Source organism: Aetokthonos hydrillicola CCALA 1050, assembly GCF_017591665.1.
Classification (GTDB): Bacteria; Cyanobacteriota; Cyanobacteriia; order Cyanobacteriales; family Nostocaceae; genus Aetokthonos; species Aetokthonos hydrillicola.
The window spans coordinates 15,098-33,421 of the sequence record NZ_JAAKGC010000033.1 but is presented as its reverse complement, the minus strand read 5'-3'; the positions used below and the strand labels follow the sequence as shown (position 1 = coordinate 33,421).

17 protein-coding genes are annotated in these 18,324 nt (G+C 40.5%); 6 read left to right on the top strand and 11 right to left on the bottom strand.

Annotation, left to right across the window (positions count from 1 at the left end):
* Window positions 1-4 precede the first annotated feature (4 nt).
* The 4 genes from rpsI (at window position 5) to G4P69_RS17920 (ending at window position 3,169) form a co-directional block, all read left to right on the top strand.
* Complete coding sequence (rpsI, locus tag G4P69_RS17935; RefSeq protein WP_208346482.1) at window positions 5-421, top strand: 30S ribosomal protein S9; 417 nt, start codon at window positions 5-7, stop codon at window positions 419-421.
* A gap of 153 nt (window positions 422-574) precedes the next feature.
* Window positions 575-817 (top strand): 50S ribosomal protein L31, encoded by a 243-nt coding sequence (gene rpmE, locus G4P69_RS17930; protein ID WP_208350734.1) that lies wholly within the window; start codon window positions 575-577, stop codon window positions 815-817.
* Between the two features lie 104 nt (window positions 818-921).
* Window positions 922-2,022, top strand: coding sequence for a peptide chain release factor 1 (prfA, locus tag G4P69_RS17925; protein WP_208350732.1), 1,101 nt, complete (start codon window positions 922-924; stop codon window positions 2,020-2,022).
* A gap of 181 nt (window positions 2,023-2,203) precedes the next feature.
* Complete coding sequence (locus G4P69_RS17920) at window positions 2,204-3,169, top strand: aldo/keto reductase (RefSeq protein ID WP_208350730.1); 966 nt, start codon at window positions 2,204-2,206, stop codon at window positions 3,167-3,169.
* A gap of 82 nt (window positions 3,170-3,251) precedes the next feature.
* Here G4P69_RS17920 and G4P69_RS17915 read toward each other — a convergent pair whose 3' ends face one another.
* Together G4P69_RS17915 and G4P69_RS17910 are read right to left on the bottom strand one after the other, a co-directional pair.
* Window positions 3,252-3,443 (bottom strand): hypothetical protein, encoded by a 192-nt coding sequence (locus tag G4P69_RS17915; RefSeq protein WP_243902979.1) that lies wholly within the window; start codon window positions 3,441-3,443, stop codon window positions 3,252-3,254.
* 47 nt (window positions 3,444-3,490) lie between these two features.
* The gene (locus tag G4P69_RS17910) at window positions 3,491-3,781 is read right to left on the bottom strand and encodes a type II toxin-antitoxin system Phd/YefM family antitoxin (RefSeq protein WP_208345928.1); all 291 of its coding nucleotides are present in this window, start codon (window positions 3,779-3,781) and stop codon (window positions 3,491-3,493) included.
* Window positions 3,782-3,997: 216 nt separating this feature from the next.
* On the opposite strand from G4P69_RS17910, the gene G4P69_RS17905 reads away from it, so the two are divergent.
* Window positions 3,998-4,600 carry an AAA family ATPase gene (locus G4P69_RS17905; protein ID WP_243902748.1) on the top strand — a complete coding sequence of 201 codons (603 nt, stop codon included), beginning with the start codon at window positions 3,998-4,000 and terminating at the stop codon, window positions 4,598-4,600.
* A 69-nt stretch (window positions 4,601-4,669) separates the two neighbouring features.
* Here the strand turns inward: G4P69_RS17905 and G4P69_RS17900 are convergent, their stop codons facing one another.
* On the bottom strand, window positions 4,670-5,641 hold the full coding sequence (locus G4P69_RS17900) for an SPL family radical SAM protein (protein ID WP_208350728.1): 972 nt from the start codon (window positions 5,639-5,641) through the stop codon (window positions 4,670-4,672).
* Between the two features lie 41 nt (window positions 5,642-5,682).
* Here G4P69_RS17900 and G4P69_RS17895 point away from each other — a divergent pair, with 41 nt between their 5' ends.
* Window positions 5,683-8,175: a UvrD-helicase domain-containing protein gene (locus G4P69_RS17895; protein ID WP_208350726.1), complete on the top strand. Its 2,493-nt coding sequence runs from the start codon at window positions 5,683-5,685 to the stop codon at window positions 8,173-8,175.
* 535 nt (window positions 8,176-8,710) lie between these two features.
* On the opposite strand, the gene G4P69_RS17890 is transcribed toward G4P69_RS17895, so the two are convergent.
* The 8 genes from G4P69_RS17890 to purC form a co-directional block, all read right to left on the bottom strand.
* Entirely contained in the window at window positions 8,711-9,259 is a 549-nt protein-coding gene (locus tag G4P69_RS17890; RefSeq protein ID WP_208350724.1) for a sugar O-acetyltransferase, read from the bottom strand.
* Window positions 9,256-10,617, bottom strand: coding sequence for a DNA cytosine methyltransferase (locus G4P69_RS17885; protein WP_208350722.1), 1,362 nt, complete (start codon window positions 10,615-10,617; stop codon window positions 9,256-9,258). Before G4P69_RS17885 ends, G4P69_RS17890 begins: the two co-directional genes overlap by 4 nt.
* A gap of 63 nt (window positions 10,618-10,680) precedes the next feature.
* Complete coding sequence (gene lpxB, locus G4P69_RS17880; protein ID WP_208350720.1) at window positions 10,681-11,838, bottom strand: lipid-A-disaccharide synthase; 1,158 nt, start codon at window positions 11,836-11,838, stop codon at window positions 10,681-10,683.
* 119 nt (window positions 11,839-11,957) lie between these two features.
* Window positions 11,958-12,776 carry an acyl-ACP--UDP-N-acetylglucosamine O-acyltransferase gene (gene lpxA / locus G4P69_RS17875; RefSeq protein WP_208350718.1) on the bottom strand — a complete coding sequence of 273 codons (819 nt, stop codon included), beginning with the start codon at window positions 12,774-12,776 and terminating at the stop codon, window positions 11,958-11,960.
* 173 nt (window positions 12,777-12,949) lie between these two features.
* Window positions 12,950-13,480, bottom strand: a complete 531-nt coding sequence (fabZ, locus tag G4P69_RS17870; protein ID WP_208350717.1) for a 3-hydroxyacyl-ACP dehydratase FabZ — start codon at window positions 13,478-13,480, stop codon at window positions 12,950-12,952.
* A 375-nt stretch (window positions 13,481-13,855) separates the two neighbouring features.
* Window positions 13,856-14,716 (bottom strand): UDP-3-O-acyl-N-acetylglucosamine deacetylase, encoded by an 861-nt coding sequence (lpxC, locus tag G4P69_RS17865; protein ID WP_208350713.1) that lies wholly within the window; start codon window positions 14,714-14,716, stop codon window positions 13,856-13,858.
* 146 nt (window positions 14,717-14,862) lie between these two features.
* Window positions 14,863-17,268: a BamA/TamA family outer membrane protein gene (locus tag G4P69_RS17860; RefSeq protein WP_208350796.1), complete on the bottom strand. Its 2,406-nt coding sequence runs from the start codon at window positions 17,266-17,268 to the stop codon at window positions 14,863-14,865.
* 142 nt (window positions 17,269-17,410) lie between these two features.
* Window positions 17,411-18,151 (bottom strand): phosphoribosylaminoimidazolesuccinocarboxamide synthase, encoded by a 741-nt coding sequence (purC, locus tag G4P69_RS17855; RefSeq protein ID WP_208350710.1) that lies wholly within the window; start codon window positions 18,149-18,151, stop codon window positions 17,411-17,413.
* Window positions 18,152-18,324 lie beyond the last annotated feature (173 nt).

Below are 18,324 nucleotides of genomic sequence, written 5' to 3'. Positions count from 1 at the left end.
TCGAATGCAAGCAGTAGATACCAATAGTGGTCGTGCCATGTACTGGGGTACTGGTCGTCGCAAATCCGCAGTAGCACGAGTACGTCTAGTTCCAGGTAGCGGTCAACTGATTGTTAATGGCAAACCTGGAGACCTTTATTTCCAATTCAATGCCAACTATCTTGGAGTGATTAAAGCTCCCTTAGAAACTCTAGGGTTGGAAAATGAATATGACATTTTGGTCAAAGCTGAAGGCGGTGGTATAACCGGACAAGCTGATTCCATTCGTCTAGGAGTGGCTCGGGCTTTGTGTCAACTTGACCCCGATAACCGCCCACCTTTAAAAACAGAAGGCTATCTCACCCGTGATCCTCGGGCAAAAGAGCGCAAAAAATACGGTTTACACAAAGCTCGCAAAGCTCCTCAGTACTCCAAGCGTTAGGGACTGGGTACTGGGGACTGGGGACTGGGTACCGGGAAAGAATTTCTTATGATACCCCAATCACCAATCCCCAATCGCCAATCCCCAATCCCAATTGCTCAATTGAACAGCTAAAAGCTATAATTGATAATAGATACACCACAATTAGGAACAATGGCTAAACCTGATATTCATCCTAAGTGGTATCCAGAGGCTAAGGTATACTGCAACGGTCAAGTTGTTATGACTGTTGGTTCTACTAAGCCAGAATTACATGTAGATGTTTGGTCTGGAAACCACCCTTTTTACACTGGTACTCAGAAGATTATTGACACCGAGGGTCGCGTAGAGCGCTTCCTCCGCAAGTACGGCATGACCGAAGGCGGCAAAACCACCGGCGGCAAAAAGAAAAAGTAGCGGTTCGGCTGTAGCTTGTAACGACGACCCTCCATTGGCTGGGTCGATTGTTGTATTTAATGCTGGAGCCAATTTGCTATTTTTAAGGAGCGATCGCACTCATCATGGCTGAAGTATATTTGCTGGAGAAGCTAAAATCTGTTGAACAAACTTTTAGTGAATTGACCCGTCGCCTCGCCGACCCTGATACTGCTAAAAATCCAGATGAGTATCAAAAAGTCGCGAAGGCTCGTTCTTCTTTAGAAGAAGTTGTCGATACTTATGACATCTGGAAAACTTCTCAAGAAGAGTTAGTAGGCGCGCGTCAAGTACTTAAAGAATCTCAAGGTGATCCAGAACTGCAAGAAATGGCAGCACTGGAAGTAGAAGAACTAGTACAGAAAATAGAATATTTAGAAAATCGCCTGAAAATACTTCTGCTACCCCGTGACCCCAACGATGACAAAAATATTATGTTGGAAATTCGTGCAGGTACTGGCGGCGATGAAGCTAGTATTTGGGCAGGGGATTTAGTACGAATGTACTCAAGATACGCTGACTCTCAGCACTGGAAAGTAAAACTGGTAAGTGAGTCGTTGGCTGAAATGGGTGGCTTTAAAGAAGCCATTCTAGAAATTCAAGGTGACAGCGTTTATAGTAAGTTAAAATTTGAAGCAGGAGTACATCGTGTACAACGTGTGCCAGTAACAGAAGCTGGCGGACGAGTTCACACCTCCACAGCGACTGTGGCAATTATGCCGGAAGTGGATGACGTAGAAATTCACATAGATCCAAAAGATATTGAAATGACCACAGCTCGTTCTGGCGGTGCTGGTGGACAAAACGTCAACAAAGTTGAAACAGCAGCTGACTTGTACCACAAACCTACAGGTATACGCATTTTCTGTACAGAAGAGCGCAGCCAGTTACAAAACAAAGAACGGGCGTTGCAAATCCTGCGGGCAAAGTTGTACGAGATGAAGTTACGCGAACAACAAGAAGCTGTGACTTCTATGCGGCGATCGCAAGTCGGTACAGGATCACGCTCTGAAAAAATTCGTACTTTTAACTATAAAGATAACCGCGTTACCGATCACCGTCTTAACCAAAACTACCCGCTAAACGGAGTTCTAGAAGGCGACTTAGAGTCAATTATTCAAGCTTGTATCTCTCTAGATCAACAAGAACGCTTGGCTGAACTAGCAGCTTCTATTACTAATAATTAGTAATGCCCTACCTATAAGGGTTTGGTGCGTTAGACGGAAAGTCGTAACGCACCACACTCCTAATGCGCCTTTTCGGAATTAAAAATTCTCAATTTTCGTGAATCGGTAGTTTTGCTGTCCTACCATCAAAGAAGGGGAGTAATTTCTCCCTAGTCTTTACCCCAAAGTTGAGGAGTGAGTTATGACAGCAAGAACGACGCGGCGCAAGTTTATAATTAGCACTGTCGCCGTTGCTGGCGGTATAGCAGGAAGCACTACCCTGCAACAAGATCCAAGCAACACAGCTACACCACCAGGAACAATGCTAGAAAGAGTATTGGGACGTACAGGCGTGAAAGTTCCCATTTTTGGCTTAGGTGGAGCTGGTCAAACTCCGTTATCTGCTGAAGGAAAAGAAAAAGAAGCTACAGCTGTTATTGAAAAAGCACTTGAACTTGGAATCCGTTACTTTGACACCGCAGCCGATTATGGACCAAGTGAAGATTATTTAGGGAAAGTTTTACCACCATCACGCTCAAAGCTGTTTTTAGCGAGTAAGACAGATAAACGAGATCGGGATGGTGCATGGAGAGAATTAGAGCGATCGCTCAAACGTCTTCGTGCAGATCATCTTGATTTATGGCAAATACATCACGTCTCTTCACGCCAAGATCTTGATACCATCTTTAGTTCATCTGGTGCAATTCACGCACTACAAGAAGCAATCCAGCAGAAAGTAGTGCGCTTTGTTGGTATCACCGGACATCATGACCCACAAGTGATTGCTGAAGGCTTGCGTCGCTATCCCTTCCACACAACATTAATACCCGTAAACGCTGCTGATAAACATCACCCACAACCATTCCTCCCTGTAGTTCTACCACTAGCACGGCAAAAAAAAGTAGGTGTTATTGCTATGAAAGTACCAGCCTACGGTCGCCTGTTTAAACCGGGTGGATTGGAAGGAATGCATCAAGCTATGGGATATAGCTTATCTCAACCAGGAGTTGATTGTTGCGTAATTGCGGCTGAAAACCCAGCACAATTAGAATCTAATGTCAAGATAGCACGTGCTTTTAAGCCTTTGGGAAAACAGGAATTAGGTGCGATCGAGCAACGTACCGCTAGTATCTGGGAAGACAGTACATTTTTCCGCGCTTGGGGCTGATCAATAGCGTGATTTAGTTTTACAGCACGCAGGCGTGTCACTCTCATGTGAAGATGTAGGTAGTCCGTCCTGAACTATTAAGTTACTCATCGTCATCATCTAATAGTTGTTTGGGATGACGTAACCTTTCTTGCGAGCCATGAAGAACTCGATGAACGCGAACAATCCCTCGGTCTTCCTCTAAAGCCTCACTAACAGTGAACAAAATGCGAAATTGCTTTTTGTAAAGTAGCTGCCGTATTTCTATACCCATGTACTCGCTTTCCGGTGACATGGGACAGCGGTTAGGGAATTTTTCCAGCAACCGCAGTTGGCGAAATTTCAACTTTGTATGTCATATTTTGTTCGCAGTTGCTCGAATGCTTGGTCTAGGGGTATACCTAAGCCAAGCTCAAATTCCTCAAGACTTTTGCGAATTCCTGCGCTTGTCTCTAAAAGTTCTAGCCTATCTAACAGTTCCTGATAGCTTTGGGCATCTTGAACAACCACAGATGCTTTACCGTTAACAGTAAGAATAATAGGTTCTTTTGTTCCTCTAAGCTTTTCTAAAAAGGCTTTGGCACCGCGCTGAAATTCTGACAGTGGGTAAATGTTACGAAGGCTAAGAGTCATATTTTCATAAAAATAACTGATAATTCTATGTTAATTATTTGAAAATATATTGTCAAAGTCAGTATCCTCACTACTAGGATTGCACTAAGCAAACAGTAAATCTTACAAAATACAGTATCAGGATACTGTTAAATACTCATTGACATTTAAAGCCAAAAATGTTTAGTGTTACATAACAGGTAACAAGGGTTCAGGAATTTCTTAGAAAAAGGGGTAATGCGTTACGAACCAAGTTGGTCAGTGCTGCGGAAAGCTTGTCCGCCTGGTCAGCCTAAAACATTACGTCCAGATGGCGCTAATCTGCCTTGGTTAGTGCTGAATTTACAACAGGAACAGCCGGAGCTATTTGAGTCTTGGGTAGAACATGTAAAAATGGCTTTGCCTAATGTTGTGGCAATAGAAGCAATTCAACGTGAAGAAGATTATCACGCCTACCTAAAATTAACGTATTGGGGTGATCATGTTGTGACTTCTTCAGGGTTATCTTACGGAACGCTGCATATTTTAGCACTGACCATTTTGCCCTATCTGCCTCAGCCACATAGTTTAATTTTCTTAGAAGAACCGGAAAATGGGATTCACCCTAGAGCAATTGAGGTAGTATTACAATCTTTAAGTTCGGTGTATGATTCTCAAGTTTGGGTATCTACTCATTTTACTGTAGTGTTAGCATATACTGAATTGAAATCAGTGATTGTGATGCGAGGTAGTCAGGAAAATGGAGCAGAGGCAATTCCAGGCAATAAACACCCGCGTTTACAAAATTGGCAGGGAAGTATCGACCTTGGTTCCCTGTTCGCAGCCGGGGTACTGGGATGAGAGATTGTATTTTTCACATTTCCAACGCATGTAAAGAAATAAAAATTCTTTTTAGATAAAGGTTAATTTCTATGCAGGTGCGTAGCCTTCATTTCCTTCAAGTAATGGATATTCTGTACCCAGAATATTAATCAAAGTCTTTCTTACTTCTTGGTATTTTTCTTGAGTCCAGTTATCTTCCTTCATTTTTTGAAGAGATTCTGGTGAACTACCAGCACTAAAACGAGAACGAGTAGGTTTAAAAAATTGTGTGACGTACTCGGCAGCTTTTAAATCAGCTACACGCTGACCAAACCTTTCAACATCTTTAATTGGTAGCATGGGACTAATTGAAATACCAATAGGAATACCAGCTTCTGCAACTTGTTTAGCAGCTTTCAGACGCACCTCAATTGCAGGACAATGAGGTTCATACCGTAAGCGAACATCCTCGGAATCAGTAGTAACAGTGAAGTTAATACGGATATGTTTAAATTTGCGAAATAAGTCAATATCTCGTAAAGCTATTGGACTGCGTGTTTGAATAGTAATACGAGGCTGAATTTCGATAAGTTCTTCCAGAATTCTTCTAGTTAAACCTGCTTTGTGTTCTATGGGCTGATAAGGATCAGTGACACTGGACATATAAATTGTGTCACCTTCCTGAAGTCGCCTTTCTACAGATTTCGCACGACGCGCCCGCTTCAACAAGTCAACAGCGTTTTCTTTTACTTTGACCCAATCACCCCAGGTGTTTTGTTCGTCAAAAGTTGCAGCAAAAAAGCGAGCGTAGCAATAATCACAGGCAAAAGTACAACCAGTATATGGATTCAGAGTAAACTTATACAAGCCTATGAAGCCACTTGAAGTAGTCAGTAGGCTTTTACTGTTTATATAATGGACTTTCGCAGCACCAATATTTGATGGTTGTGAGTTTTTTTTACCTAGTGATTCTACTTGGCTTATTAAATTATCAGTGAAATTACCGTTAGTATTATCACTTGAATTTTGCAAAGAAAATAACGAAAGTTGTTCGCTGTCTTCTTTTGGTCGCTTTTTCATAAGCTCCTTTTATATAAATACTTGGAAGTTTAACTTATTCTATGCGAGAAGAACTATTAAGCTGGATTTCTAAACAGCAAAAACATTTGGATGAAATTATAGCTAAGACTGCTGATGCTTATTTTGAAAATAATAAAAATACTCTTAGTAACTTTAGTTTTGATATTCAAGAATCGGAGCAAGAACAATATGCTTTATCTCGCGGTAAAGACTTATGTTACGACAGACCATGTGTAGGTTTTGTTTACTCCCTATGGTATCACGGGCGGAGAGTAAATACTTGCCTTAACTATCTGATCAAATGTTTTTCTGAAAATACAGAACAACAGATTGATATTTTTGATTTAGGAGCCGGTACTGGGGCTATACAGTGGGGAATTGGTTTAATTTATGCAGGCATGAAATTCTTAAATATTACTACTCCTAAACTGAAAGTTATAAATATAGATAATAGTCCATTTATGCTTCAGTATCATCAATTACTCTGGGAAAAATTTGTAAGTTATTACACCGAATGCTCTGATATTCTCTTCGAGTATAACATCAACTCTTGGAATAATTCAAATAATTTAGATAATTCAAATTGTTGGATATCCGCAAGTTATCTATTTGATAGTATAGAAAATCAAGAATCTATTACCAATAATTTTGTTGAATTAATCCTAAGCTGTAAGCCAATTTATCTAATTTTATTGACGTCAAATCAGGCAATAAAGAGAGAATTTTTACAAAGAATAAATCTTAATGCATGTGGCTACACGCTTGAGGAAAAATACTCAAACGCTAAATTATTTGATGGTGAGATGAGTTTTGTTAACCAAAGTCGAGACAAATATAGAATAGAGCTTAATATTAGGGGCTTAAAGCGTAGAGCTAGGTGGGATGATCGTAGTTTTACAGGAAAAGTTTTTAGGAGGCAAATTATTCACCAAATGACTTTGGTCAATGTATCTGATACTAAGCAGAGTATTCAAAGTATAGATATATATAGCCCCCCTACTAAAGAACGAAAACAAATTGAGCTAAGTAAAGCTCAGAAAAAGGCAGCTAAGCATTCTAATAGACCAGCTATCATAACTGGTTCTGCTGGAAGTGGTAAAAGCATAGTAATTACTGAAAGAATTAAGAATTTAGTAGATCAAAACGACTACGATCCATCTTTGAAAATACTTTTAACTACCTTTAATAAGGGTTTGATAGGACAGCTAGGAGATTGGCTAGAAGAAATTCTTGATTCTAATAAATGTAGAAGAATAGTCGACAGTACTAACCAAGGTGAGCGAGAGGAAACAAGTCAATTCGAGTTTTATTCTTTGAATTATCCTAATATTAGATTAATGCATTTTGATGTCCTTCCTACTCGGCTAGGAAAAATATTAGGAAGAACACCTCATAGCAGATTTATTACGGAAAACATCAACAAAATTATTGAACAAGTGAGACAAAAGCATAATATCAAAGAAAATCAATATGATGACGTAATGAATATAGAGTTTATTATAGATGAGTTCCATAGAGTTTTTTATGGACTCGATTATAGAACTAAAGAAGCTTATTTAAATAAAAAAAGGTATGGAAGAGGTAAGAAACCAAGTTTGCAAGAAATAAAAAGAGAAGTAATCTGGGAATGTCTAGAACGTTACTACAATCTATTGAAAGAAAAAAACATTCATAATTTTACAATAATTAGAATTAAGTTCTTAGATCAATTAAAAGAAATTCAAGAAGAAAGATTATTTACGCATATATTTGTTGATGAATTTCAAGACTGTACACGAGCAGATTTTGAAATTTTCTATCAGTTGCTCGAGAAACCGGATAATCTAGTAATCGCTGGGGATTCAGCTCAATCTGTACATCTTGGGACTAGCTACTCTGGTCTTACTAGAAAAGCTGATATGGCAAGGCGGCAAATTTTCCATTTAGAGAGTTCATACAGGCTACCTTACAGAATTAGTGAGTGTATTAGAAAACTATCAAAGAAAATTATCGACAAACATAGAAATAGAAAGACAGATATATCTCCAAATGAAATTATGCCTTACAAGGGTGCGCCACCTGGAGCTAGACCAATAGTAGTATTTGCAATAACTGTAGATTCAATTACCAAAAAAATTAAGGAAATATTTGAAACCTATCAGGATGCTTATGGTTTGAAAAAAATTACTATCTTAGAAAAAGATTCAAGCCTTTGTTATGCTCTTAAAAAGATGAATGTTAATTCAGAAACAGATACTATTTTAAGAATAAAAGGTTTAGAAAAAGAATGCGTTTTATGGTCTGTTAGAAAGAGCATAGATAATGAAAGTGAAGCCGAAGAAATTGTTTATACAATTCTCACTCGTACATCAAGTATATTAATTATTGCTCTCTCAGAAGAAATTACTGATATTTACAAAAAAATAATTGGAACTCTTGATAGAGAAAGATTAATTTTTTGGGATCAAGAAACAAAAGATAAGTATTCTGATTTTTGCAAAGAGCCAGACTTAGAAGAATTTTTTGAAGATATAGAAGATCTATCAGATAATTAACGACTCTCATTTAAATAGAAAGATTTTTCAAATAAATATCAAAGTAGTAATCCTAAATTTCTTATACCAGATTTGTAAAGTAATACGAAGTTTCCAAAGATAGGATTGTTTATGAAAAATTGAAAGTATATGAAGAAATGTAAATTAAACGTACGGTGTGTTACGCGAAGCCGTAACGCACCTTCAATTTGTGACTGGACTGGCTTTCAGGCAAATAATACGATCTAAGGCAACTTCGTATAATGCACCATTAGTAGTTAGAGGTGCTAAAAAAGTTAAGTCATGGAAAACAAAAAGCTCAAATAAAAGTGTCAATTTAGACAAAGTTGACAAGTCTGCTCAATTGGCTCTCTTAAGAGAAAGATTTGGAGCGCTTATATTTGGTCGAGTAAAGCTAGTGATGATGCATTTACTAAAGGCAGTATGAAAATAAGGTGTCGTCCCAGAGTTAGCCAGCACCATGGAAGTACAAAAACAGCAATTAATTCTTGAGACTCAGCACTAATTTCCCTGCTCTGGAGTTTCCTGGATGATTTTAACTTTTCACACGAGCAGGATTTCCAAATGCGATCGCACCACCTGGGACATCTCGAGTCACAACACTTCCCGCGCCAATAATAGCATCGTCGCCGATGGTAACACCAGGAAGGATCATAGCACCACCTCCGATCCACACATTGGAACCGATCGCGATTGGTCGTCCGAATTCAAGCATTTGCGATCGCAGTTCTGGCTCCCGTGGGTGGTCAGCCGTTAGAATCTGGACACCTGGACCGATCTGAGTTCCATCTCCAATTGTGACCCGAACGACATCAAGAATGACACAATTGAAGTTCAGGAAAACACCTTTTCCGATGAATATGTTATATCCGTAGTCGCAATAGAACGGTGGACGAATATTTACTCCTTCCCCTACAGATCCAAATAGCTCTCTCAAAAGCTCTTCCCTTTTCTGCTGTCCTTCCGTTAGAGAGGAATTATATCTTTTGAGCCATTCAGACGCTCTCTTATTGTCAGCAGCAAGTTCTTCACCTTCAGATTTGTAGAGTTCACCCGCCAGCATCTTTTCTTTTTCACTCTTCATATTTCACTTTCCTTTGGCTTTGTTTTTCTTAATCTAGGTTCAATGACTTGCGGATTTACGCCATAATATTTAGCTGCTTCTGACATATCAAAAGTTAGTAATTTCTGATTACCTAAATTTTGTATAGTAAGAGGCTTAGTTAGTTTCATTTTTAGACTTTTGATAATCTCTGACGCGATCGCCTTAGCTAATAAAGGTGGAACAGAGTTTCCAATTTGTCGAAATCCATGCCATTTGGTTGCATGAAATCTAAACCAATCTGGATACGAATGTAACCGTGCAGCTTCACGTACAGTGATACATCTTGGGATAAATGGATGTATAGGTCTAGGAGACGTAAAAGCTCCTTTATTACTAGGAGTTCCTGCTCTAAGTGTGTTACAAATTCCTTGAGGATCTAGTTTATATAACCGGCTTATTGGCTCTGTTTTGCCATGAGGAGTAGAAAAAAATCTTGTTATCGATTCCAAAGAGTGTTCTGTCCTTAGACTTGAGGTGAGTAGTCTATGGTCATATATACGTTCGTATAAATAGTTGTTATCTATAGAGGAAAAACCTCGCAGTTGTCTACCATAATCGCTAGGTTTACCAAAATCAGCAGTTACCCAATCTCGCTTATAAAGTTCTACGTATTGTTCTATTGCGGGCAGATCTTTTAGTGCATCCCATACTGTGGGAGTTGGTCGCAAATCATCAGGAAAACTAGATTTTTTTGAAGCTTCGGCCTCTCCTATCGGAGAAGCCGAGGGAAGCCGAAGAGTTGATTTTGCCGGTTTGGTAATTGGCGCTGGATATTCTGGTAGTTCCAAATCATCGCGACAACCTAATAAAAATAATCTCTCTCTATTTTGCGGAATACCATATTCAGAAGCATTTAATATTTTATAATCCTTGCATACTTTGTAACCTTTTGCCTCGAATTGGTTGATGATTTCTGTGAGAAATTCTTTTTGTTTGCCGATGGTCATTCCTTTAACATTTTCCATGACAAAAAATTTCGGCTGTAACTCGACAACTAACCGGATATATTCAAGGACAAGAGAGTTTCGAGGATCATCAAAAAAACGTTTACCTATCACGGAAAAACCTTGACATGGTGGACCACCAAATACCACGTCAATTTCTCTACCACCAATACTTGAACGGCTTCTAATTTCTTTTCCTGTAGTATCTACTACGCTTTGACAAAAAATACTCCAAAAAGGAAAATTAAATTCGTGTGTAGCGCAATGGATTGGATCTATTTCAACAGATGCAAGCACATCAAACCCTGCTTGCTCAAAACCAAGAGTCATACCACCAGCACCAGCAAATAAATCAACAGCTATAGGTCTTTCTTGCTTAGGACTGTCAATCATGTTGACTGGTGTTGAATTTGTGAAGTGTGATGTTAAATTAACGCAGCAATATGTCTAATCATATCATTTGATCATTTGCAAAATTTCGTTAGCAGCGCGATCGCACACTCCTACTTCTCCTATAGCTTGTCGCATTTCCTGGTAATCTTCTTGCATTTGCTGTTGACGCTTTTGATTTTGTAATAATTCAAAAGCTGCTTGAGAAAGATTCTCTGGTGTTGCTTGTTCTTGGATAAACTCTGGCACAATCGGCTTCATCACCATTAAATTCGTGGGTGAAGCGAAGGGGAAAGCAATTTTTAAAATTTTTCGAGCAACCCAATAAGTGAAAGGGTGAACGCGATACAGAACTACCTGTGGCACATTTAGCAGTGCTAGTTCTAAGTTGACGGTACCACACTTAGTAATTGCTAAATCAGCAGCCGCTAAGACTTCTTTTTGTAGCTCAGATACTACGGTAGCTTTTATATTATATTGTTGTATCGCCTGTTCAATTGATTTCCTGTAAATTTCCAGAGAAAGGGGAATCCAGAAATGCACATCAGGGAATTTATTTTGAATAATCTGAGCAGTCTGAAACATGACTGGCAAGAGATATTTGATTTCTTGACTACGGGAGGCGGGCAGAAGCGCTATACTCTTGACATCATCTAGAATTCCCAACTTACTACGTGCCGCTTCTCGGTTGGGGAAATCCTTTACTCTATCTACCAATGGATGTCCTACCCAAGTAACTTTTGCTCCTTGCTCTTGGAAGTAACGTGCTTCTCCGGGAAAGATAGCTAATAGCTTGTCACTAACAGCAATAATACGAGATGTATCACGAGGAGTAATTGGACAAACCCAAACTTGTGGCGCAATATAATAGACCACTGGTACTTGTGGAAGATGACGACGAATATATTTGCCGATCGCCAGATTTGGTCCCATATAGTCGATCAGCACAACCAAATCAGGTGGATGCTGTTTGAGATAGGCGATCGCTCGTCGCTGTAGCTGGAGAGTAGGCAAGATATAAGGTACTGATTCTAACAAACCAAAAGAACCAATACTTGTGGTATTCCCAATAAGGGTAGCGCCAGAAGAAACCATTTTCTCCCCACCTAACGCCACAATTTCTAATTCCAAGTCATATTGCGCTGCTTGGCGCTTCAAAGCAGCAATTAACAATGATCCTTGTAAATCGCCAGACACTTCACCAGTGCTGATAAATATTCGCATTTTTTCTTAAGAGGGAGCAGCCCCTTTGGGGAAGTCAAAAGGAGCCAGTGCGTTGGGCGGCTTTGCCGACTTGAAGCAACTGGCGTTCAAAAGTTAGAAAGCGGGGCGAGGTAGACGAATTAGTCATCATTAACGAGGGCTTTTTTGCCTTTACCGGGGATGCAACCGCGTCTTCCTGGCATTTGGGAAAGTAGCAGGAAGCGACGAAGGTTTTGTAACTCCTCGGTGTCACCTAGCGTTTCCAGTTCTTCCAAAGCTTCCTTAAAAGTTAAGTCAGAACGGTAGAGAATACGGAAGGCTTTTTTGAGGATTTGTAAATCGACTGGATCAAGACCAGATCGTTTAAGTCCAACAAGATTGAGCGATCGCACTCGTGCTGGATTTCCTTCAACTAGCATATATGGAGGCACATCTCGGTCGATTCGAGCCATACCTCCTACCATTGACATTCTGCCAATGTGTACAAATTGATGGACACCCAAAACCCCGCCAAGCCTTGCTCTTGACTCTATATAAACGTGACCTGCTAGCGCTACAGAATTTGGAATCACTACAAAGTCTTCAATTACACAGTTATGAGCTACATGAGCATAAGCCATTAGCAAATTACCGTTGCCAATCGTAGTGGCTTCACCTGCACCAGTAGCACGATTGATGGTGACGTACTCGCGAATCAAGTTATCGTCCCCAATTTTCACCCAACTGCGTTCTCCCACAAACTTCAGATCCTGGGGTTCCATCCCAATAGCGGCTCCAGGAAAAATCTGATTTCGCATTCCAATTTCGAGAGGTCCTTCTAGCACAACGTGAGCGCCAATAACAGTTTCAGGACCAACTTTCACTTGTCCTCCAATCACAGCATAGGCACCAACTTGTACTGTAGGATGGAGTTCCGCATTTGGATGAATTACAGCAGTTGGATGAATAAGTGTCTTCAAGGGTGCATCTCCAGAACAGTCTAATGCTGAGAGTTAAGTATTTTTATGGCCGAAGTTAGCTGATTGTTTGTGTGAGGACTGCCAGCCCCTGCGGGGAGGTCAAAAGTCAAAATCGATAATTTATGGCTCAGTAAAGACACACTTTAATGGTGTCTTTACTACTAAACAATTTTTTACTTGGTTACGGAAAACATCAATTCGCCCTCGGCAGCGAGTTGACCATCAACTTCGGCACGACCTTGCATCTTACCGAAACGACGTTGTTTTACCCATAACAGTTCCAAGGTCATCACTAATTGATCACCTGGTACGACTTCACGGCGGAAGCGGACTTTATCTATACCAGCAAATAAGAAAAGTCCACCATCAAATTCTGGCAATTGAGTCATAACAACTCCGCCAACTTGTGCCATTGCTTCTATAATCAGTACTCCTGGCATTAGAGGACGCCCTGGAAAATGCCCTTGAAAATGGGGTTCATTAAACGTGACGTTTTTAATACCAACAGCACTCTTCCCTGGAACATAGTCAATAATCCTGTCTACAAGCGCAAAGGGATAGCGGTGAGGTAACAGTTGCTGAATCTGTTCTACCGTGAAAATAACTTTTTTGTCAGATGGGTTATTTGTAACATTATCTGACTGAGATTGAGTAGATGCGGATACAGGAATATCGGCGGTATTAATTTCTGTGACGCTTGACATTGACTCTATTTTAAGTTTAGTTTTTGCAAAAAGTTTAGCCAGTCGAGGGATGAAGGTTTCAACGGATACTTGCTTCGATTCGACTTTGCGACTTTAGCAGTGTGTCTGTTGAGACAACGCGCATTTTAAAGAAGCTATTCTCGTTTCAGACTGTTGTCTTTCAGCAAGAATCTCTTTGTATATGCTTGTACGACGACTTGCGCTACAGTAGCAACTGACGTAATTTTGGATTGTTAATCAGCCACTGCATCGTGGAGGACACCTTCACAGGAAGCGTTTTCCAGCCCAGGTGAGTGCGCCTTCTTCACAAGTGGGAGCGTGATTCGTTAGCGAGTAACGAGCGTCGGGACGAGCGTCACCCGAGAGCTTATTTTACTAATGATTAACCACTCTTAAATCCAAAATTTTTTGCGCCAGTTGAATGTGTAAATTGTGACTTGCTTTGTACGCTAAGAAGTGAGCATGTGGAAAATTTCCAAGTAAGCTCAAATCTCCTACTAAATCTAAGATCTTATGACGGACTGGCTCATTTGCAAATCTTAAAGGAGGATTTAACCAGCCTTGTGGTCCGCAAACTAAAGCATTATCCAAGCTTCCACCTTTAATTAAACCAGCCTGCTGCAATTGTTCTATTTGATGCAATAGTCCAAAAGTACGGGCAGGAGCAATTTCGGTAGCAAAAGTATTACAGGCTTTTGCTCCTTCAGTAATTAATGAAAAGCTGTGCCATTGGTTACCAATAGCAGGTAAATCAAAGTCAATGCCATAGGTAAAGCGAGTTTCTGGTGCTGGTAAAGCACAAACAAACGCATCATCTTGGCGCACCCAAATTGGCTCTTCTATTGGTTGGGAAACCTCCCTTACAGCTAGAGTTTGTTCTACCAACCCAACTTGAGCTATACTCTGTGCCCATATACTTGCCGAACCGTCCAGAAGCGGCACTTCTGAACCGTCAATTTCAATCCGTGCATTATCCACACCCATTCCAGCAAGAGCTGCTAATAAATGTTCCACTGTCCGAACACAAGCTTCTTCTTTGCCTAACTGAGTTGACAGAACAGTTTGACTAACAGCCGCTACTTGTGCTGGAATTATTGGAGTTTCTGGTAGATCAACCCGTACAAAGTACCGCCCACTTCCCGGTGGTGCAGGTAGTATACGGACACAGGTGCTTACACCACTATGTAGTCCTACTCCTATTTGGGTGATTGACGCTGCTAAAGAGCATTGTTGCATAATAGTCAATAACTCATTATTAAAAAAGGAGTCAGGAGACAGAATTCAGAATTCAGAAGAACAAAATTTTGAAAGCCCTTTATTAATCGACCAGTTGCAATATACTTCATTCTGGCTCCTGACTCCTGACTCCTGAATTCTTCTCATTAAAACCTTTCCCCAATACCGAAATTGATTTGGTGACCGCCGTCGCCATTAAGACCGTAATCAACGCGAATTGGGCCTAGTGGTGATTGGACTCGCACACCAAGACCATAGCCGAAGCCAGTTCCAGGTTTATTGAGCAATGAAGAGGCGCGATCGCTCGTTCCCAAGTCGGAACCAAAGTCAAAAAATAATGCGCCACTGACTATTGAAAAGACTGGAAATCTATACTCAAGAGATGTTTGCAAGAAAGTGCGTCCACTACCTAATCTTCCTTCGTCATAACCTCGAACAGAGTTACTACCACCCAAGGTGAAGGCTTCATAAGGAGGTAAGTCACCCAGTATAGTTCCTGCTTGAATGTTAAAAGCGATAGTTTCTGGCTTTTTGCTAAAGTGGGTTAATTTTACAGGGAGATATTGGCTGTAGCTACCTCTGAGCCTGGTAAGCAAAATACTACCTGATCCTATTGGTACTGACTGATCAAGCCCAAAGCGAAGGAACGAACCTTTTGTAGGTACAAGTGGATTATTTCGGCGATCGCGTGCAAGCCCGAGTTGTACTAGCAGCAAATCGTCGCTATCTCCTCCAGATTTAGTCAAGTTAAGACAATCCTTATTTGCAATACAGTCCTCGCCTGAGGTTGATAACTTTCCTAGGTTTCTACTATTACCATTAGAGTCCTGAATTGTGACTCTCTGATACTGAAAACCTGCTGAAGCCGTCCACTCAGATGCTTCGTAAGGGTTTTTTGACAAGGGGCGGGTAAAGTTTACACCTCCACCTAGACGTACAACACGAGGGCGATCTCCGTCTGTTGCTGCTGCATTTTTCGGAGCTACGGTTTGAATGTTATTATTTTTACCATCAAAAATCAACGAAATCGACCGCCTACGGAAAATATCAGCAGTATAAGAAGTCCGATAAGGGTCTCCTGCTATCCAAGGATCTGTAAAGCGGAGGTTAAATAATAGACTATCTCGCTGTCCTATCTCTAGCTCTGCACCTAATTTTTGGTTTCTCCCATTTAGGTTTTGCTGTTGATAGCTGACAGTACCAAATAGACCATTGGCGGAACTAATACCTGCACCTGCTCCGATAGAACCACTGTTGCGCTCAACTACATTCACTACAACATCTACTTTACTTGGGTCACTACCAGGGTCAAGAGAAACATTCACGTCTTGAAATAGTCCCAGTCCGAATACTCTCTGTAAGTCTTTTTGTACTATATTGCGGTTAAATACTTGTCCTGGCTTTAATTGCAGTTCCCGGGTTATAATATATGGTTGAGTTCGACCACGGATCGGTTGTCCCTTTTGGTTTACTTCTTCACCTTGTTTATTGCGGAACCGAACACGAATATTTTCTACCACCCCTTCAGCCACCTGCAAAGTAACAACCCCATTTGGAGATACTTGTGGAGAGCCAATTACGTTTGCCAAAACGTAACCCTGGTCTTGGTATCGCTTTGTTAATTGCTTGATACCTTCTTGTAAGTCTCGTAGATTGAGGATTTTGCCATACTGATTACGAAATATATCATCTACAGCAGTAGGGGGTATTACTGATCGAACATTTGTACCAGAGTTTGCTTGAACTTGTACTTTATTCAAAACAGGATTAGGTCGAACAACAAAGCTCACCCTTACGCCTAAAGGAGTATCTTCTGGCACTGCTTGAACATTTGAGAAGAACCCAGTAGAAAATATGGAGTTGATATCATCTTGTAGCTGAGAGCGGGTTGTTGTTCGCCCCGGTTGGGTGCGAATTACTTTATAAATTTGGCTCTCTAGATCCGGCGTGAGTTGTCCTATCTCAGATCTAATCTGTACTTCAGAAACAAGTACACGAGTTTCGGGTGCTTGCGATTCTTGTTCTTGCTCGGGTGAGATGCTGTTTGGGGCTGTTGGGGGGACTGATTGCTCTGGAGGTTGGCTAGGATTGCGTTGAATCGGAGCGTTATTTTGTGGGGTATTTGGAACAATCTGGTTAGGATTGCGTTGAATTGGAATGTTATTTTGTGGGGTGTTTGGAACAATCTGGTTAGGATTGCGTTGAATTGGAATGTTATTTTGTGGAGTGTTTGGAACAATCTGGTTAGGATTGCGTTGAATTGGAATGTTATTTTGTGGGGTATTTGAAGGAGAAATGTCGATAGAAGGGCTTGTTTGCGAAGGGTTTTGTGCTGTTTTTATACTGCTGAAGGTTGATTTGATAACCTCTGGGTTCGCCACGGATACGGGCGTAGGTTGTAACAGCTTAATAATTCGGTGTTCCTGATTTGTTGATGAAAACACCTTTGCTTTTTCTTTCGAGCCGTCAAGGGTTTGTGCATTTGCACTTAACGAACTGCTAAGAGGGGCTGTTATTGCCACCACTGTCGCTAAAATGGGAGATACGCGCATTTTATTTAGATTTTTTTTCACTTCCGCACACCACTAAAAGGTAGTATTAGTCATTAGTCATTGATAATTGGTCAAAAATACAACTAACACTAAACAAACGACAAATGACAATCCACACGAGTTTAGTTGATTTTTTACACACTTATTTATTACTATTTACTGCTTTCAGGACTCTTTGTAAAACCTCCTGGTAGGCTTGCTCTACATTTCCTAAGTCTTTACGGAAACGGTCTTTATCTAAAACACGGCGTTCAGGGTCGCTTATAGTAGATGTATCCCATAAACGACAGGTATCAGGGCTAATTTCATCCGCCAAGAGCAGATTCTGTTGAGCGTCCACACCAAATTCTACTTTGAAGTCTACTAGGGTCATGCCGCACCGCAGGAAAAAGTCTCTTAGAAAATTATTGATTTCTAATGCTAGATGGGTAATTGTGTCAACTTGTTCCGGAGTCGCTAGCTCTAATAAATAGAGGCGATCTCGTGTCAATAAAGGATCTCCTAAAGAGTCATTTTTATAATAAAACTCCACTAATGGGTGTTTGATCACCTGGCCTAAAGGTAACCCTGTTTGGTGACAAAGACTACCAGCAGCAATATTCCTGACAACCACTTCCAATGGCAAAATCTTAACCGACTTCACCCGCATTTGATTCTGGCTTGGGTTGTCTATATAGTGAGTGGGAACACCATACTTCTCCAACTCTTGAAAGAGTTTACTGGAAATGCTACAGTTTATAGCACCTTTATCTAAAATCGTTCCTCGCTTTTGGGCGTTGAAGGCGGTTGCATCATCTTTAAATTGAGCTAATAAAATGTTTGGATCATCCGTTGTGTAGAGGATTTTCGCTTTGCCTTCATATATTTTTGAATGGGCTGACATGATCAACGTTAAAGTTATGGGCAACGGGTAGTATTCATACTTTTAAGCTTAACTATTTTATCTTTAGTCGTTTAAGTACGCACAAATTTAATCCCTGAAAATTTTAGCACCCTGATATCTTACGATTACTTCCCATTTAACTCTTAATTAGTCTAGTATTTCCACTGAAGACT

Excerpts from the sequence above, each read along its gene's own strand:
- G4P69_RS17900 (WP_208350728.1), bottom strand. The coding sequence starts at position 5,641 with ATGAAAAAGCGACCAAAAGAAGACAGCGAACAACTTTCGTTATTTTCT.
- G4P69_RS17920 (WP_208350730.1), top strand. The coding sequence starts at position 2,204 with ATGACAGCAAGAACGACGCGGCGCAAGTTTATAATTAGCACTGTCGCC.
- prfA (WP_208350732.1), top strand. The coding sequence starts at position 922 with ATGGCTGAAGTATATTTGCTGGAGAAGCTAAAATCTGTTGAACAAACT.
- G4P69_RS17905 (WP_243902748.1), top strand. The coding sequence starts at position 3,998 with ATGCGTTACGAACCAAGTTGGTCAGTGCTGCGGAAAGCTTGTCCGCCT.
- G4P69_RS17910 (WP_208345928.1), bottom strand. The coding sequence starts at position 3,781 with ATGACTCTTAGCCTTCGTAACATTTACCCACTGTCAGAATTTCAGCGC.
- G4P69_RS17890 (WP_208350724.1), bottom strand. The coding sequence starts at position 9,259 with ATGAAGAGTGAAAAAGAAAAGATGCTGGCGGGTGAACTCTACAAATCT.
- G4P69_RS17915 (WP_243902979.1), bottom strand. The coding sequence starts at position 3,443 with ATGTCACCGGAAAGCGAGTACATGGGTATAGAAATACGGCAGCTACTT.
- rpsI (WP_208346482.1), top strand. The coding sequence starts at position 5 with ATGCAAGCAGTAGATACCAATAGTGGTCGTGCCATGTACTGGGGTACT.
- lpxB (WP_208350720.1), bottom strand. The coding sequence starts at position 11,838 with ATGCGAATATTTATCAGCACTGGTGAAGTGTCTGGCGATTTACAAGGA.
- fabZ (WP_208350717.1), bottom strand. The coding sequence starts at position 13,480 with ATGTCAAGCGTCACAGAAATTAATACCGCCGATATTCCTGTATCCGCA.
- G4P69_RS17885 (WP_208350722.1), bottom strand. The coding sequence starts at position 10,617 with ATGATTGACAGTCCTAAGCAAGAAAGACCTATAGCTGTTGATTTATTT.
- rpmE (WP_208350734.1), top strand. The coding sequence starts at position 575 with ATGGCTAAACCTGATATTCATCCTAAGTGGTATCCAGAGGCTAAGGTA.
- G4P69_RS17895 (WP_208350726.1), top strand. The coding sequence starts at position 5,683 with ATGCGAGAAGAACTATTAAGCTGGATTTCTAAACAGCAAAAACATTTG.
- G4P69_RS17860 (WP_208350796.1), bottom strand. The coding sequence starts at position 17,268 with ATGCGCGTATCTCCCATTTTAGCGACAGTGGTGGCAATAACAGCCCCT.
- lpxC (WP_208350713.1), bottom strand. The coding sequence starts at position 14,716 with ATGCAACAATGCTCTTTAGCAGCGTCAATCACCCAAATAGGAGTAGGA.
- purC (WP_208350710.1), bottom strand. The coding sequence starts at position 18,151 with ATGTCAGCCCATTCAAAAATATATGAAGGCAAAGCGAAAATCCTCTAC.